The sequence below is a fragment of the Arthrobacter sp. 001422645 genome (assembly GCF_059816125.1).
Genome location: NZ_JCBANT010000013.1, coordinates 109,788 through 126,707, shown reverse-complemented (window position 1 = coordinate 126,707; position 16,920 = coordinate 109,788). Strand labels below are relative to the sequence as shown.

At 63.9% G+C, this 16,920-nt stretch carries 11 protein-coding genes; 10 read left to right on the top strand and 1 reads right to left on the bottom strand.

Annotated features, from left to right (window positions below):
- The 4 genes from AC6EUH_RS13905 to purU form a co-directional block, all read left to right on the top strand.
- Positions 1–459 (top strand): lipoyl synthase (locus AC6EUH_RS13905; protein ID WP_499738991.1); only part of this gene is annotated, 459 nt, incomplete at its 5' end.
- 28 nt (positions 460–487) lie between these two features.
- Entirely contained in the window at positions 488–1,318 is an 831-nt protein-coding gene (locus AC6EUH_RS13900; RefSeq protein WP_499738990.1) for a methylenetetrahydrofolate reductase, read from the top strand.
- Positions 1,308–2,786: a D-serine/D-alanine/glycine transporter gene (gene cycA / locus AC6EUH_RS13895; protein WP_056431895.1), complete on the top strand. Its 1,479-nt coding sequence runs from the start codon at positions 1,308–1,310 to the stop codon at positions 2,784–2,786. The genes AC6EUH_RS13900 and cycA overlap by 11 nt, the downstream gene beginning before the upstream one ends.
- A gap of 3 nt (positions 2,787–2,789) precedes the next feature.
- The gene (gene purU, locus AC6EUH_RS13890) at positions 2,790–3,644 is read left to right on the top strand and encodes a formyltetrahydrofolate deformylase (RefSeq protein WP_499738989.1); all 855 of its coding nucleotides are present in this window, start codon (positions 2,790–2,792) and stop codon (positions 3,642–3,644) included.
- Positions 3,645–3,688: 44 nt separating this feature from the next.
- On the opposite strand, the gene AC6EUH_RS13885 is transcribed toward purU, so the two are convergent.
- Positions 3,689–4,210: a zinc-binding dehydrogenase gene (locus AC6EUH_RS13885; RefSeq protein WP_499738988.1), complete on the bottom strand. Its 522-nt coding sequence runs from the start codon at positions 4,208–4,210 to the stop codon at positions 3,689–3,691.
- A 2,394-nt stretch (positions 4,211–6,604) separates the two neighbouring features.
- Here AC6EUH_RS13885 and sbnA point away from each other — a divergent pair.
- From sbnA to AC6EUH_RS13855, 6 genes are read left to right on the top strand one after another with little or no spacing between them, the layout of a single operon-like run.
- Complete coding sequence (gene sbnA / locus AC6EUH_RS13880) at positions 6,605–7,681, top strand: 2,3-diaminopropionate biosynthesis protein SbnA (RefSeq protein WP_499738987.1); 1,077 nt, start codon at positions 6,605–6,607, stop codon at positions 7,679–7,681.
- A 2-nt stretch (positions 7,682–7,683) separates the two neighbouring features.
- Positions 7,684–10,785, top strand: a complete 3,102-nt coding sequence (locus tag AC6EUH_RS13875) for a Pls/PosA family non-ribosomal peptide synthetase (RefSeq protein WP_499738986.1) — start codon at positions 7,684–7,686, stop codon at positions 10,783–10,785.
- Positions 10,786–10,787: 2 nt separating this feature from the next.
- Complete coding sequence (locus tag AC6EUH_RS13870) at positions 10,788–13,400, top strand: non-ribosomal peptide synthetase (RefSeq protein WP_499738985.1); 2,613 nt, start codon at positions 10,788–10,790, stop codon at positions 13,398–13,400.
- A complete protein-coding gene (locus tag AC6EUH_RS13865; RefSeq protein WP_499738984.1) occupies positions 13,400–14,407 on the top strand; it encodes a TauD/TfdA family dioxygenase in 1,008 nt (335 codons plus the stop codon). The genes AC6EUH_RS13870 and AC6EUH_RS13865 overlap by 1 nt, the downstream gene beginning before the upstream one ends.
- Entirely contained in the window at positions 14,404–15,471 is a 1,068-nt protein-coding gene (gene sbnB / locus AC6EUH_RS13860; RefSeq protein WP_499738983.1) for a 2,3-diaminopropionate biosynthesis protein SbnB, read from the top strand. The genes AC6EUH_RS13865 and sbnB overlap by 4 nt, the downstream gene beginning before the upstream one ends.
- A gap of 52 nt (positions 15,472–15,523) precedes the next feature.
- Positions 15,524–16,666 (top strand): LuxE/PaaK family acyltransferase, encoded by a 1,143-nt coding sequence (locus AC6EUH_RS13855; RefSeq protein WP_499738982.1) that lies wholly within the window; start codon positions 15,524–15,526, stop codon positions 16,664–16,666.
- The last annotated feature ends 254 nt before the right edge of the window (positions 16,667–16,920 follow it).

Below are 16,920 nucleotides of genomic sequence, written 5' to 3'. Positions count from 1 at the left end.
CCCCGGATCTTCAAGCGCATCCGTCCGGCCTTCCGCTACGAGCGGTCGCTGGATGTCATCACGCAGGGCCGCAAGCTTGGCATGGTCACGAAGTCCAACCTGATCCTGGGCATGGGCGAGACCCGCGAGGAAATCTCCGAGGCCCTGCGGGACCTGCACGATGCAGGCTGCGACCTGATCACCATCACCCAGTACCTGCGCCCGTCCGAACGGCACCTGCCGGTGGACCGCTGGGTCAAGCCGCAGGAGTTCGTGGACCTCCAGCAGGAAGCCGACGAGATCGGTTTCCTCGGCGTCATGAGCGGGCCGCTGGTGCGGTCCTCCTACCGGGCCGGACGGCTGTGGGCCACCGCGATGCGCAAGAAGGGCTGGGAAATCCCGGCCCAGCTCGCCCACATCGAAAGCTCCGGCAGTACCCGCCAGGAAGCCAGCTCACTGCTCGCGGCGCACGCCAGCTGACCATCCCGATACCTAGAAAGGACCAAAGATGTTCCCTATAAGAATCGAAATTATCCCATCCGCCGGGATCGTTGAGCAGGTCCAGTCCATGGTTCCGCTGACCACCACGCTGACCATGACCTGCCTGCCGCACCACAGCGTCGAAGGGACTATGCGCGCGTCGGTGGAGCTGAGCATGCTCGGCTACAACGTCATCCCACACCTGGCTGCCCGCAGTGTGCAAAGCCGGTCTCAGCTGACCGGAATTCTCCGAGACTGCGACGTGGCGGGGATCGGTGAGGTGTTTGTGATCGGCGGCGACCGGAAGGAGGCCGCCGGTCCGTACGACTCGGCCCTGCCGCTGCTCGAAGACATCGCCCAATACACCGGCGGCCTTATGCGCGCAGGCGTGGCAGGCTACCCGGAAGGCCACCCGTCGGTGTCCGCCCTTGACCTGGTGGACGCGCTCGTGGCCAAGCAGCACCTGGCCGCACACATCGTCACCCAGATGTGTTTCTCCGCCCCAAAAATCCTTGACTATGCGGCGCTCATGCGCCGTGAAGGTCTGGACCTGCCCCTCTGGGCAGGCGTGGCGGGGCCCGTACAGCGGACCAGGCTGGTCAACCTGGCCGCCCAGATCGGTGTCGGAAGTTCCCTGAAGTTCCTGAGCCGCAAGGGCCCGCTGGCGCGCAAGCTCCTCAGCGGGGACCGATACTCACCCAGCACCCTGATGGCCGGGCTAGAAGGACAGCCCGGCATCGCAGGCATCCATCTTTACAGCTTCAACAACCTCGATGCGGTCCCCAATGAAGCGGGCCCCGCGTCTTCCCCAACGGCACTCCAGCCAGCATCGATTCGAGGAGCAGCACGTGAGCACTAAAACCATCACCACCGTGGGCACGCCCCACCTGGAGCGGCAGCTTAGCAACAGGCACATCCAGCTGATCGCGATTGGCGGCGCCATCGGCACCGGCCTCTTCATGGGCTCCGGCAAAACCATCTCGGCCGCCGGCCCGTCCGTCATCTTCGTCTACATGATCATCGGCTTCATGCTGTTCTTCGTCATGCGGGCCATGGGCGAACTCCTGCTCTCCAACTTGAATTACAAGTCCTTCAGCGACTTCGCCGCGGACCTGCTCGGCCCTTGGGCCGGATTCTTCACCGGCTGGACCTACTGGTTCTGCTGGGTGATCACGGGCATCGCGGACGTCATCGCCATCGCCGCCTACTCGGAGGAACTCTGGCCCGGGCTGCCGCTGTGGATCCCCGGTCTGGTGACCATCGGCATCCTGCTGCTTTTGAATTTGGCTACTGTGAGGGCGTTCGGGGAAACCGAATTCTGGTTTGCGCTGATCAAGATCATTGCCATTGCAGCGCTGATCATTGTTGGCCTGTTTATGATCTTCAGCGGGTTCCAGTCCGACGCCGGCCCGGCCACCTTCACCAACCTGTGGAGCCACGGCGGGTTCTTCCCGAACGAATTCATGGGCTTTGTAGCCGGCTTCCAAATCGCCGTCTTCGCTTTTGTGGGCATTGAACTGGTTGGCACCACCGCTGCCGAGGCCAAGGATCCGGAGAAGAACCTGCCCAAGGCCATCAACTCCATCCCCATCCGTGTCCTGCTCTTCTACGTGGGCGCCCTCATCATCCTGATGTCCGTCACCCCCTGGACCCAGTTCAGTGCCGGGCACAGCCCCTTCATCGCCATGTTCTCCCTCGCGGGCCTCGGCGCTGCTGCCACCATCGTGAACCTGGTGGTGCTCACTTCGGCCATGTCTTCGGCCAACTCAGGCATCTACTCCACCTCACGCATGGTCTACGGCCTGGCCCAGGAAGGCGATGCCCCCGGCGTCTTCAGTCGGCTGTCCCGCCGCAAGGTCCCGCAGAACGCCCTGTTCCTCTCCTGCGTCCTGCTCCTGTCCGGCGTCATCCTGATGTACGCGGGGCAGGACATCGGCAAGGCCTTCGAGATGGTGACCACGGTTGCCGCGGTCTGCTTCGTTTTCGTCTGGTCCATGATCCTGGCCAGCTACATTGCCTTTCGAAAGCGCCGCCCTCAGCTCCACGACGCGTCCAAGTTCAAGATGCCCGGTGGCATCCCGATGGTCTGGAGCGTCTTCGCCTTCTTTGCCTTCGTACTGTGGGCGCTGACCACACAACCCGACACGCTGCTGGCCCTGCTGGTCACCCCGGTCTGGTTCATCCTCCTCGGCATCGCCTGGTTCATCCTGCGCAAGCGTCCGTCCCACCTGGCCCGCTACGCGGAGTTTCAGAAGGACCTCGCCGGCGAGAGGGTAGAAGCCGATCAAAATGTCGTTTCCGAGCAGAATGCTCAGCGGGGAATCTGAGCCATGGAAACCGAACACATTCTGACCGTCAACTGTGCCGAGTCCCCGGGAATCGTCCACGCGATCACCGGCTACCTGCTCGATCACGACTGCGACATCATCGACTCAAAGCACTTCGGCGACCGCCAGGCCCAGCAGTTCTTCATGCGCGTGCACTTCGCCGCCGGGACCAAGGCGTTCAGCACCGAGGAACTGCGCCGGGACTTCTCGCCGCTGGCCCAGACGTTGACCATGAACTGGCAGCTCGAGCCGCACGGCCGTAAGCGCCGGGTATTGGTGATGGTGTCCAAATTCGAACACTGCCTGAACGACCTGCTGTTCCGAGCCCGCACCGGCGATCTTCCGGTCGAAATCGTGGCTGTCGTCTCCAACCATACGGACCACGAGGAACTGGTGAAGTGGCACAACATCCCGTTCTTCCACCTGCCGGTCACCAAGGAAACCAAGCCGGTACAGGAAGCACGCCTGCTGGAACTTGTGGACGAGTTCGATGTGGAACTGGTGGTCCTGGCCCGCTACATGCAGGTCCTCAGCGATGAGTTGTCGGCCAAGCTGACGGGCAAAACCATCAACATCCACCACTCGTTCCTGCCCAGCTTCAAGGGCGCCAAACCATATCACCAGGCGTATGAACGAGGCGTTAAGACCGTCGGCGCCACGGCGCATTACGTCAACGCCGAACTGGATGAGGGCCCGATCATTTCCCAGCAGGTCATCGAGGTGGACCACACGTACACCGCCGAGGACCTGGTTCGGGTTGGCCGGGACGCTGAATGCGCTGCCCTTCGAAACGCCGTCCGCTGGCACTGCGAGGGCAGGATCCTGGTCATGGGCAACCGCACCGTGATTTTGCGATAGTGCGGTGTCCGAATGATTCGGCAGTGGCGATTAAGTGGTGGGTCTTAGGTGGTGACGACGAGTTTTCCGCTGACGCGGTTTTCCTCCATGTCGGTGTGGGCCTGGACGATGTCATCGAGGGCGTAGACCTTGCCGATGGGCACGGTTGCGGTGCCGTCGCTCACGGCCTGCAGGAATTCCTGGAGCACGCTGCCGGGTAGGTCGGCGGCTCCGCCTGTGTAGGAGGTGAGCCGGACGCCCCGTGGAATGTAGTCGATGGGATAGAAGTCCGGGATGGTCCACTGGTTTGAGAGCATGCCGGTGAAGCAGACGACGCCGTGGACCCGGATGGCGTGCAGCGTGTCTCGCAGGGTCGGGGTGCCGACGAGTTCGAGGGCGGCATCCACGCCGCCGGGAACAATGCGGCGCACGGCGGAGGCCAGGTTCCCGTCGTCGATCAGGACGTGGTCGACGTCGATCGAGGCGAGCGGCGCGTTTGGAAAGGATGGCGGCGGCCATGCCGACGGAGGAGGGGACGACGACCATCGCCTCGAACCTGGAGCGGTGCTGCCTTTGCTGGTTTGCATTTCTTGATGTCATGACTGTTCATGGCGACGTTGCAGGTAAGCGCATAACTTGATACGTCTTGTTGACGGTCAAGCGGCTATCGCTTCCTTGAGCCCGAGGTGTGCCCGGTCTGCACCGGCGAGTCCCTGGTCCGTGAACGTCTTCTCCGACGACACTCCAAGAGCAACCAGGGGCATTCTTCCGGGCGGTAAGGTCTTGGTCGTTCGAGGATACGAGGGCGTATCCGATGGGGGCCCGGTCATGGACTTGGATGTGCTGTTTAGCGCCCGGGGGATTCTGTCGATCGAAGCAACACCTATTTCAGGGTGATTCGATATGTATTTGAGTTCGACGTCTCCAGCAGGTATCCGCTTTCTGGCCTCGATCAACCAAGGAAATGGTCTCAAACCCTCCGCCCGCGCGGCCGGCATCGGCAAAAGCATTATCCCGGCGACTAAAGGCTGGCGATGTGTCCAGCTTGGTCTACACCGGGACCCTTGGATTTCGGTTTTCCCCACACTTCTCCGCCTGGCGTCTGTCTCAGTTTCACTGCTCCAGGGGTGACGAGCATTCATCGCTCTCTTCCAGTGCCAGTAGGGACGCGATTGCTTTTGATGTGGGGTCATTGTGGGAGTTCAGACGCCAGGAAACCCTTGTCACGGAATCAGTGGGCGCAGCAGCAGTTCCACGTCGGGAGGCACTCATCATGGCTGCACTTACTTCCTTCCTATATCGCTCCCACAGGATTTCACTATGAAGCGGACAGACAATTTCCATCGGTCGAGCCGCTAGCCGGTCAAAGGTAATTAGTTCGAACGGGTCGTGATGAGGCGATAACTTCACGCCTGTCTCACCGCAGCCAGCAACGGGACACTGATTCGAAGTATTCATTTCCATTGTTCCTCTCTTGCAGGTACTTCGTGAATTGTCAGCGATGGAACATTTCATCGTCCGGAGCTCTCTCGTGTCGCATTTGGTCATTCCACATCCAGTTGGACTATCCCGGCGGCGATCATCACCAGGACGAGTCCGACGCCGAGCATGATTAAGGGAGCGTGTTCACGGTTCCAGAAGCGTGGTTCGCGTTTTGGTGACATCGGGGGCACCTCACTGTTCGGGGCTTGAACCGGCGGATCTACTGGTCACGCCGCCGGACGTGGAGGCCGCGGTTTCAGAGGTACAGGCTTGCGTCGACAGCAGCCTGTCTGGGGGACTGGAGGGAGTAGGTGCTTGCGCAAAGTGATCATTGAGCCTCACATCTTTAGTCGGTATAAGTGCCGGTCCTCTTTTGGCTAAAGGTATCGCCGCTCGCCACCGACGCTCCGGTAAGTCGCGGTCGCCTTTGCGTTCGCGGCTACTCCGGTTCGAACAATGGTGGGCTCGCCGACTGTGTCCTCCGTATGGATCGCCTGAGGAATTTCTGTGCGGAACGGTTAGAGGTCCCCGGGTGTGCTCGGAGCGGGAAGCTGTCGCATTTGGCGACACACCGCCCTGACGGCGCTTGGCCCAGTCCTCGTTGTCCCGTCGTTGTTGTTCCCTGCTGTTTCTTGCGCTGCAGCCGCCGGTGACCTAGCCAAACCGAAGCGACCATGAGACCCATCACATCGGCGAAGCCGAGGATGGCGGCCCACAGCAGAACTCGTCCAAATGAGTAGAACAGCTCGCCGAAATCAGCCACCTCCAGTGCCTCGGACGGTTAAGCACCCGACATACAATCGAGGACATCCTCCGATATCTTTGGCCGGCTGCGGTAAGGGATCAGGGGACCCTTCCGGCCGTACCGGAATGACGAGGGACGGCTTATCGTGGTCGCTCCCCACGAAGAACCCGCGCTCCTCGCTGGCGACATCATGGCGTTCCTGCAGTCGTTGTGACCCGAGGGTGGGCGGTAAGGGATCCACTGGCGGACAAGCAATTCACGATGCTCCTGACGCTTATGGATCTAGCAAGATGTAACCGTTACTGCTTCTCCCGGTTTAGCGCTGGTAGGGCTCACTGAGAAGGCGGGCGGAAGACTGGGAGGTTCGCCATCTGAGGACGAGGAGCGCGCGCCTACGCTAGCTATCATCGGGGCCGCGAGTGCGGGAAAGCAGGTACTCGGGGGGCTTGGATACAGGTACTCGGGGGGTGGATACAGGTGCTCGAAGTCATTGCGGTTGGCCACGAAACTTGGCTACTGTCGAAACAGAGGTTTGAAGCCTCAACCGCAATTCGGAGTATCCGCGGTGGGGAAGCCGGGTATTGCTGCTGGGGGAAATAGCGGCGGCCGCAGTATTCCGCTTGTGCCGCTCTGCGCGGCATTTCTTGAAAAGTAGAAGGGTCCGGACGAAGATGTCCGCCTCCCGTCACACACACAAGCTGGCAGGAGCCTCCCCCATCCCTGACCACGCTCGTGGAAGGGAACGAGGGAGATCATGCCGATTATCAGGGATCCGCACCTGTTTAACGAGCAGAGCCTGTTCGTCGACCTGGAGGGGGTGCTGGGCTGCCGCCTCTTTCTGAAGATTGAGGGGTTCAATTTCGCTGGCTCCATCAAGCTCAAGCCCGCGCGGGAGATGGTCGAGCGCGCCGAGCGGGAGGGGTTGATCGGCCCTGGCTCCATCCTCGTGGAGTCCTCATCGGGCAACCTCGGCGTCGCGCTCAGCATGATCGCTGCCAGCAAGGGGTACCGCTTCGTGTGTGTGATCGATCCGCGCTGTAACCAGCCAACCCAGCAACTTATGGAGTCGCTCGGGGCACAGGTGGACCTGGTCACCGAACCGGATCCCGTCGACGGCTTCCTCGGAGCCCGGCTCAACCACGTGCGGGACCTATGTGCGTCCGACGAGCGGTACATCTGGCTCAACCAGTACACCAATCCCGGCAATTGGGGAGCGCACTACCGCTGGACTGCCCCCGAGATCTCCAATCAGTTCCCCGACCTGGACGTGCTGTTCGTGGGAGCAGGGACAACGGGGACCTTGATGGGTTGCGCGCGGTACTTCCGTGAGCACCGGCCGGATGTCCGGATTGTCGCGGTCGATGCCGCAGGATCGGTCTCGTTCGGCGGCCAGCCCGCCCCCCGCCTGATCCCGGGACTCGGCATGAGTGTGCGGCCGCCGCAGCTCGACGAGGCCTTGATCGATGACGTGGTGATGGTCGAAGAACTGGACACGGTGCGCGCCTGCCACCGCCTCGCCGCTGCCGGCTTCACGCTCGGTGGCTCCACCGGGACCGTGGTCCACGGCGCCGCGTCTTGGCTCACCCAACACGACGCCCAGGACCTGACGGCGGTGGCCATTTCCCCGGACATGGGCCGACCCTACCTGGACACTGTCTACAACCCTGACTGGGTGCACGATCATTTCGGCGCCGAAGTGCTGGCAACCCCCGACGATTTGGCAGGGGCTCCGGGCCGACGGTCCGACCCAGTGTCGGAGCCACAGCACCCGTCACGTGAAGCGGTGGCCGGTTACGCCGCAACCGCGGCCTTAGGGAATTTCGTGCAGTGAAAATGCGTCTCGATAACTTGCAGGGCGCTCCGCGTTCCACATCTCCCATCGATCTCCCCATTCCTGATGCAACCGCGGCTCCGGCCGGGAACGGCTCTCCGGCCGTTCCGGCCACGGGTACGGCCGTTGCCTTGGAGCGCCGGCTGGCGGAACTTCTGGCGTCGGTGGTAAAGAAGGACGACGTCCCCGTGGACGCCAACTTCTTCTACGACCTGGGCGCGGATTCGTTGCTGATGGCACAGTTCTGCGCCCGCGTGCGCAAGCAGCCGGACTTGCCAGCGGTGTCGATCAAGGACATCTACCAGAATCCAACGATCTCGGCGCTGGCCGCGGCTCTGGCACCGGCGGAAGTGGCGTCGGTGACGGTTCAGATCCTGGTCCAGGACCGGTTGGCAGAGGTGCTCTCCGGCGTGCTGGACATTGAGAATGTGCCAGTGGAGGCCGATTTCTTCCAGGACCTGGGCGCGGATTCGCTAACCATGGCGCAGTTCTGCGCCCGCGTGCGCAAGCAGCCGGACCTGCCTGCCGTGTCCATCAAGGACATCTACCAGAACCCGACAATCTCCGCGCTGGCCGCGGCCCTGGCGCCGGCGGAGGAGGCATCGGCGACGGTTCAGGTGCAGGAACGGCTGGCCGAGGTGCTCGCCGACGTACTCGGCAGGCAGCAGGTCCCGATGGACGCCGACTTCTTCCAGGACCTGGGCGCGGACTCGCTGGTCATGGCGAAGTTCTGCGCCCGCATGCGTAAGCAGCCGGACCTACCGGCGGTCTCGATGAAGGATGTCTACGGTAACCCGAGCGTCTCTGCCCTCGCCGCGGCCCTGCAGGTTCCCCCGCAGCAGGACCGCTTGCAGGAGCCCTCACCGGCCGTGGCTTCGGTGCCGGAGGCTCCGGCGGCCATGGACGCCCGGACCTGGGAGTACGTCACCTGCGGCGCCCTGCAGGTACTCGTCTACCTCGGCTACTGCGTGATCGCCGGACTGCTCACGGTCGGTTGGTACCAGTGGGTGTACCCGGAAGCTGGGCCGGGCGCCGGGACAGAATTCTGGGCGATCTACCTCCGGTCGACCGTCTATACCGCGGCAGTGTTCGTGCTGATGTGCATCCTTCCCGTGGCGGCAAAGTGGATCATCCTTGGGCGTTTCCGCCCCGGCGAAATCCGACTGTGGAGCTTGGCCTATTTCCGGTTCTGGCTGGTAAAGACCCTGATGCGAACTTCCCCGCTGGTGTTACTGAGGGGGTCTCCGCTGACCACCTTCTACCTGCGGGCCATGGGCGCCAAGGTGGGCCGCAACGTGACGATCATGACCAACCGACTGCCGGTCTGCACCGACCTCCTCACGATCGGGGAAGGGACGGTCATCCGCAAGGACGCGGTTTTGAACGGCTACCGCGCCCACGGCGGCGTCATCCAGCTCGGCGCGCTGACGCTGGGCCGGGACGTAATCGTCGGCGAGGGGAGCGTTTTGGATATCGGCACCGCATTGGGCGATGGGTCGCAGTTGGGCCACCGGTCCACCCTGTACACCGGCCAGTCCGTGCCCGCCGGCGAACGGTGGCACGGGTCGCCCGGCAGGCGCACTGAGGTGGATTATGGCGGAGTCGAGGCCAGGCCCTACTCGCCTTGGCGCCGGGGATGGTTCGCCACCTCCCAGCTGATCAGCACGATTGGCTTTGGCCGTATTCTGCTAGGCCAGGTTGTCGTGTTGGTCGTCATGGCGAACCCCAACGTGGCGGCACTCCTGGAGACGCAGGCGTTCGCGTTCACCGACTGGGTCTTCTACGCCGACGCCATTGCCTATGCCGCTCTTGCTGTCTTCGGTGGCACGGTCGTATCGTTGCTCATCGTCACCACCGTCCCGCGGGTGGTTCAACTCGCCGTCAAGCCGGACACGGTGTATCCGCTGTTCGGCCTGCGGCACGCGGCGGAGCGGTCGGTGTTGAGAATGACCAACAAGCCCATGCTGACGGGATTGTTCGGCGACAGCTCGTACGTCGTGCACTACTTGCGGGCCATCGGGTACAAGCAGCCGCAGGTCCAGCAGACCGGCGCGAACCTGGGCACGGGGTTCAAACACGACAGCCCGTTCCTTTCGACGATAGGCAGCGGCACGATGATCGCCGACGGGGTGTCGTTTATGAACACCGATTTCTCGGCGACGTCGTTCAAGGTCAGCCGGGCGGCGATCGGCGCACACAACTTCCTGGGCAACGCCGTGCTCTTCCCTGCCGGGGCCAGAACCGGGGACAACTGCCTGCTCGCGACCAAGGTGATGGTCCCCCTCGACGGACCGCTGCGCCACGACGTAGGTCTGCTCGGGTCACCGCCGTTCGAGATCCCCCGCTCGGTCCTCCGGGACGCCCTCCCCGATGAGTATTCAAACCGTGCGCACTTCCGTCGAAACCTGGCAGCCAAGAACAGGCACAACGTGCGCACGATGGCCCTCTTGATGCTGGTGCGGTGGCTCAACATCTCACTGGCCACGATCATTATGTTCGCCGCCCTCGAATTGTCCGATCAGTTCAGTTTCCTTGCCCTCAGCGCGGCCTTTGTCCTGATGCTCGTGGTTGGCTTGTTGGTCCCCATCGGCATCGAGAATCTCGTCAGGGGACTGAAACCGCTTCAGCCCCAGCTCTGCTCCATCTACAACCCCTATATGTGGCGGCACGAGCGGTACTGGAAGATGTCGCTGCAGAGCCGATACGCAAGCCTCCTCAACGGGACGCCGTTCAAGCCGCTGGTCTGGCGTTTGCTCGGCGTACGGATCGGAAGCCGGGTCTTCGACGACGGCTGCGGCATTATCGAGCGGACCTTGGTCACAGTCGGTTCCCGTTGCACCTTGAACGCCGGCACCACCCTCCAATCCCATTCCCAGGAAGACGGCATGTTCAAGTCGGACCACATCGTTGTTGGCGACGATGTCACCCTCGGCGTCTCCGCGTTCGTCCACTACGGCGTGACCGTCGAAGACGGCGCGGTCGTCGGCGCCGACTCCTTCGTCATGAAGGGGACCACGCTCACCCGCGGATCCCTGTGGGCCGGGAACCCGGCCGAAGAGGCCCGAGCCGACGCCACGTCCCCCCTCGCGCTGGAAAGGCCCTGATCATGACCACCACCTCTGCGTTGACCTGCCGCACCGCCGGCGGCTCGTCGGGCCCGGGCAAAGACCGAACCGCGCCCGCGGGTGCCGCGCTGACGGCGATTCCCAGGTGGACGCAAGAGCGCCAGCCGGGTCAGGGCCGGATCGAAGTGGCTGTGCCACAGGACCTGCGCGAGGCAGTGCGGACGCTGGCCCAGAGCCTGCAGGTGGCTCCCGGCTCGATCTGGCTGGCGGCACACTCGAGAGTGCTCCATGCGTTGTCCGGCGAAACAGAGGTCACGACCGGTTGCAAGGACGCGTTCGGGACTTGGCAGTGCACCCTGGATCTGGCGCACCGGTCCTGGCGAGCCCTCGTCTCCGATGCGAACGGCCGCCAAATCCGGGCCCGTACGGAGCAGTCCACCCCCGGGCAGGCTAGTCACGAGCCGGCCGCCCCGGGCTACGAAGTGGTGTTCGGCGGTCTTCGGGACGACGATTTCGAGCTGCCGGAGGGCATCGTGCTTGATATTTCGGTCGGACACGCGGCCATCGGCGAGGTGCTTCGCCTAAAGTACCGCGGGGATGTTCTCGACGCAGATGCCGCCCGCCGCATCGCCGGCTACTACCTCGCCGCGCTCCGTGGCGTGGTAGCGGACCCGGGGGCGGATCCCTTGGACACCGACCTAGTCGGCCAGGAGGAGCGGCGCTTCCAGCTTGAGCAGCTCGCCGGGCCCGAGCGGCCCCGGCCCCAGCGGCGCTTCCACGAGCTGTTCGAGGAGCGTGTTCGGCAGCGTCCCGAACGAATCGCGGCCGTTCAGGACGCGCGGGAGTGGACGTACGCGGAGCTAAACGCCCGCGCCAACCGGATAGCCCGTGGTCTGCTCTCGCGCGGGCTGCGCGCGGAGGACATCGTGGCAGTCGTCGCCGAACGGGATCTGGAGTGGATGGCCGCTGTGATCGGCATCCTCAAAGCCGGAGGCGCATATCTGCCGATCGAGCCGCACTTCCCGGCCGACCGAATCGCCAGAACGCTCACGCGGGCCGGGGCCCGGGTGGTGCTCACCGAAGGCGGCAGCACCACCACCCTCGATGAGGCACTGGAAGGAATGCCTGCAGTGACGAAGCTCTTGTTCGAGGACATCGAGGCCGAGGGGCATCCCGCCGACGACCTCGGCATGGAGATTCGTCCCGATCAGCTCGCTTACGTCTATTTCACCTCCGGGTCCACTGGCGAGCCGAAAGGCGCGATGTGCGAGCACGACGGCATGGTGAACCACCTGTACGCCAAGATCGAGGACCTGGGGATCCGCTCCGGGGACGTCGTCGCCCAGACCGCACCCCAGTGCTTCGACATCTCGCTGTGGCAACTGGTCTCGGCGCTGCTCGTCGGCGGCCGCACGCTCATCGTCGGGCAGGACCGGATCCTCGACGTCGAGCGGTTCATCGACACGGTGGAACGGGGCGCGGTGGCGGTCTTCCAAGTCGTTCCGTCGTATCTGGACGCCGTGGTGGCGTACCTGGGCGGCAGGCCTCGCGCTTTGCCGCACCTCCGCTGCGTCTCGGCCACAGGGGAGGCTCTAAAGCGCGAGCTGGTCCGCCGCTGGTTCGACGTGATGCCGGACGTCAAGCTGGTCAACGCCTACGGGCTGACGGAAACCTCTGACGACACGAACCACGAAGTGTTGAGTGCAGTGCCCCCGGGCGGCTCCGTGCCACTTGGCCCGCCAATCCCGAACGTCCGGATCCACATCCTCGACGAGCGGCAGCGCCTTGTGCCGCTTGGAGCACCGGGCGAGATAGCCTTCTCCGGAGTGTGCGTGGGCCGCGGCTACATCAACGACCCGGAGCGCACCGCGCAGGCCTACTCCACCGATCCCTACGTGGACGGCGCGCGACTCTATCGGGCCGGCGACTACGGCCGTTGGTCCCCGGACGGCAAGCTGGAGTACCTGGGGCGGCGGGACAACCAAGTCAAGATCTCCGGGTTCCGCATCGAGATCGGCGACATCGAAAACGCGCTGCTGCGGGTTCCCGCCGTCCGCGACGGCGCCGTCGTCGTCGGTGAGGGCGCCGGGCAGTCCAAGTTCCTGGTGGCGTTCTACTCCGGCAACGGGCCGCTCGAGGTCGACGAAATCCGCAGCGAGATGGCTGCCCGGGTACCGGGCTACATGGTTCCTTCGACGTACAGGTGGCAGGAGAGCCTGCCCCTGACCGGCAACGGGAAGATCGACCGGAAGGCTTTGACCCGCATGGCGCGCGAGGTCATTCCCGAGGCCGGCACTGCCACGGACGCCCTCTCGGCGGCCGAGCAGCGGCTTGCGGAAGCATGGGCGACGGTGCTCGGCCTGCCGATGGGCCGGATCGGCGCGCAGGACTCGTTCTTTGCACTGGGCGGGACCTCGCTGTCCGCGGTGAAGCTCGCGGTACTGCTCAAGCGCGCAGTGTCGATCAAGGACATCATGCAGACGCCCATCCTGGCAGACCTGGCGACCCTGCTCGAAGCCTCGTCCCCCGCGGACACAGCCGTTCCGCCGGACCCGCGGACGGCGGGAGCCGTCGCGGAGCCCGACTCCATTGCCCCGGCAGGAGGACCGGTCGGCCTCTCCCACCCGCTACCCATGAAACGAAAGGACCTCTGATGTCGTCTCCTACACCCAGGATCCAGTTCGACGTGGAACGCCAAGCCGGCCGGGTGCCGCTGCTCATCGTCGAGAACGGCCACGACCCCGTGCTGTGGGCCGAAGAGAACCGAGAGGCGCTGCGTGCGGCGGTGGATGAGCACGGCGCCGTCCTGGTCCGCGGTCTGGGCCTCCGTGATCCAGCCGAAGTGGCCGATACCTTCCAACGGCTGGTTTCAGGCGGCCTCATGCCGGACCGGGAGGCTTTCGCCGCCAGGCAGCCCTACTTGGACGGCGTGTACTCATCCCTGGCATGGCCCGCGAACCAGCCGATGTGCATGCACCACGAGCTCAGCTACGCGCTCGAGTTCCCCGGCCTGATGCTCTTCGCCTGCCTTCAGGCACCCAGTGTCGGTGGGGTGACCGGTGTGGCTGACGCCAGTGTCGTGCTCGATGCCCTGCCGCCGGACATCGTCCGTCGGTTCGAAAGCCAGGGGTGGCTGCTCGCCCGCAGCTACAACGGGGACATCGGTGCCTCCTATGAGGAGGCGTTCGGGGTCTCACACCGCGCGGATGTCGAGAGCTACTGCCGGGCGCACGTGATCGAGCTCGAGTGGCAGCCCGATGGGGAGCTGCGCACCCGGCAACGGCGCCCTGCCGTGGTTCGGCACCCGGCGACCGGCCAACGTTGTTGGTTCAACCAGGTTGCGTTCCTGAGCGAATGGACGACCGCACCCGAGGTGCGGGAATACCTGGTGGACGTCTACGGTCCTGATGGGCTGCCGTTTAACACCCGCTTCGGCAACGGAGAGCCGATCGGTGAGGAAATCGTTGCCCTCCTGAACGAGGTCTATGAGGCCCATACCCTCCGCACCCCCTGGGAGACGGGGGACCTCATGCTGGTCGACAACATCCGCATGGCGCATAGCCGCGAGGCCTATGAGGGGCCTCGGGAGATTCTTGTGGGCATGGCCGAGCCGCGCAACATTTTCGATCTCGACAACCACAACCAGGACGGTGCACGATGACAGAGCTTGCCAGTTCCCCTGCCGCAGCGGCCGCAGAGCCGAAGACGGTTCCGCCCTTCGCGGTCATCTCAGGTGCCCAGGTGCAGCAGGTGCTCCAGGGACGGGAAAAGGAGGTCATCGAGCTGGTCGAGCAGACCTACCGCGTGCATGCAGCCGGAGATTCGGTGAACCCTCCGTCTTACTTCCTGCGGTTCCCGGACCGGCCTACTTCGCGCATCATCGCCCTGCCGGCCTCGGTCGGCGGACAAGTAGAGGTTGACGGCATCAAATGGGTCTCCAGCTTCCCGGACAATGTGGCATCGGGAATTCCGCGCGCCTCTGCGGTGTTGATCCTCAACGACCAGGCAACCGGGTACCCCTTGGCTTGCATGGAGGGCTCCATCATCAGCGCCTCCAGGACCGCTGCATCTGCCGCCGCTGCTGCCGACTGGCTCAGCCGGGGACGCGGGCGTCCCCGGCGCATAGGGTTCTTGGGCGTTGGCCTCATTGCCCGCTACATCCACACCTTCCTGAAGGCCGCCGACTGGTCCTTCGACGAGATCGGGGTGTTCGACCTCTCAGGTGAGAGTGAGGAGGGCTTCAAGGGCTATCTCGAGCGCAGCGGTACAGGTGCCCGGGTGACCGTGCACGACGGCCCCGAGCAGCTGATCAGAAGCAGCGACCTCGTCGTGTTCGCCACGGTGGCCGGCCAGCCGCACGTGCACGATACGAAGTGGTTCGCGCACAATCCGCTGGTGCTGCACGTGTCCCTGCGCGATCTGGCCCCTGAGATCCTGCTGGCGTCCACCAACATCCTCGACGACGTCGACCACTGCCTGAAAGCCGGGACGTCGGCCCACCTCGCGGAGCAGAAGGTCGGCAACAGGGACTTCGTGGACGGCACCTTGGCCGACGTCATGGAAGGCGGGGTCTCGCTGACGGACGACCGCCCTATTGTGTTCTCGCCGTTCGGACTGGGCGTGCTCGACCTGGCAGTCGGCAAGTACGTCTACGACGAACTTGCCGGCAGTGGCCAGCTCCGGGTGGTCGAGGATTTCTTTTCCGAATTGCGTCGGTACGGCTGACCCTGCGGCGCAAACCGCATTCATCGATTCGCACTCACCGAGGGGTGACGCAATGCTCTCCCTACCGCAGATGCTGGGGAATGTGTCCAAGGCCTACGTCCAGTCCCCTGAGGACTGGGCCCGGTCGGTCACCGACGTCCTGCGGGACGCCGCGATCTACCATCAGGCCGCAAACGGCTTCTACCGCGCCCAGTGTGACGCTCTGGGAGTCGACCCCGCCACGATCAAGGACATCAACGACCTGCAATCCCTGCCACTGTTGCCGGTCGGCATGTTCAAGCGTCCCGACGCCAAGGTGCTGCTTACTTGCTCCCTGGCCGACGTCGAGACCGAAACCCGCTCCAGCGGAACCCGCGGTGTCCCTTCCGTCGTCCCCCGCAACAGCGAGACAATGACCCTGGCGCTGGTCGCCCTGCTCGGCACCTACCGGGCGTTCTTCAGCCTGTCCGGGGGCGCGGGACTTTTCTTGAACCCGTCGGACCCGGAAGCCTCGGAGATGGGACTGCTCAAGGACTTAAACATCCTAAACAGCGTCTTCGACCACCACGCATATCTCGTTGCCGACCAGGCTTTCGACGCCGGGGAGGCCCTGGAGCACCTGCGCCGATGGGAGGGACATATGACACGCCACATCGTCAGTCCGCCGTTCCTCATCGGTCGGCTCCTCCAGTTCCTTGAGCGGGAGAATATCAGTGTGCGCTTGGACCCGTTCAGCATGATCATCACTCTCGGGGGCTGGAAGCGGCACACAGCCGAGGCCATCCCTAATGAGAGTTTTCGGGAACGGTGCCACGACTTGCTCGGCGTGCGTACGGTGAACGTGCGCGACATGTACGGGATGATCGAGTCGAACATGCTCGCTGTCGAATGCCACCTGCATCGCAAGCACGTTCCGCCGTGGTGCTACATCTCCATCCGGGACCCTGGCCAAAGCGCCAAGGAGATCGCCCCGGGGGAGACCGGCACCATCGCCGTACTGGACGCCCTCAGCACCAGCTACCCGGGTTTCCTCCTCACCGACGACATGGGCGACGTCGAGACCGGCACCTGCGGGTGCGGCAGAACCGGCCAGGTCATCAACTTCCGCCGCCGGGGGCAGGGCGGCGGGCTTGGCCACTGCCCAGTCAGCACCGAGCGCTACCTCGGTTCGGGCACTACCGCGAACGATGAGACGCCGGCGCTTGTGGAGGCCTAACTTATGAACCGCAATCGGGGCGGTTCCGCCTATTCGCGATGGCGAAACCAAAGCAGAAGACAACGTGGGCATGTCAACCTATTTCAGGACCACTGAGACGGCCTGCTTCAGGACCAGTAAAGACAGCCACGGGAAACTCACCCCGAAATAATGACGTCCCCAACATCCGTCGCTGGGCGTAGCATGAGGGTCTCGCGAAGGAGGCCTTTTTGGGGCAAGAGTGGTTCGTTCCCGAATGGGGTTTACCACTCCTA

Bases quoted from the DNA above. Each gene is read 5' to 3' on its own strand.
- AC6EUH_RS13900 (WP_499738990.1), top strand. From the start codon at position 488: ATGTTCCCTATAAGAATCGAAATTATCCCATCCGCCGGGATCGTTGAG.
- purU (WP_499738989.1), top strand. From the start codon at position 2,790: ATGGAAACCGAACACATTCTGACCGTCAACTGTGCCGAGTCCCCGGGA.
- AC6EUH_RS13885 (WP_499738988.1), bottom strand. From the start codon at position 4,210: ATGCAAACCAGCAAAGGCAGCACCGCTCCAGGTTCGAGGCGATGGTCG.
- sbnA (WP_499738987.1), top strand. From the start codon at position 6,605: ATGCCGATTATCAGGGATCCGCACCTGTTTAACGAGCAGAGCCTGTTC.
- AC6EUH_RS13875 (WP_499738986.1), top strand. From the start codon at position 7,684: ATGCGTCTCGATAACTTGCAGGGCGCTCCGCGTTCCACATCTCCCATC.
- AC6EUH_RS13870 (WP_499738985.1), top strand. From the start codon at position 10,788: ATGACCACCACCTCTGCGTTGACCTGCCGCACCGCCGGCGGCTCGTCG.
- AC6EUH_RS13865 (WP_499738984.1), top strand. From the start codon at position 13,400: ATGTCGTCTCCTACACCCAGGATCCAGTTCGACGTGGAACGCCAAGCC.
- sbnB (WP_499738983.1), top strand. From the start codon at position 14,404: ATGACAGAGCTTGCCAGTTCCCCTGCCGCAGCGGCCGCAGAGCCGAAG.
- AC6EUH_RS13855 (WP_499738982.1), top strand. From the start codon at position 15,524: ATGCTCTCCCTACCGCAGATGCTGGGGAATGTGTCCAAGGCCTACGTC.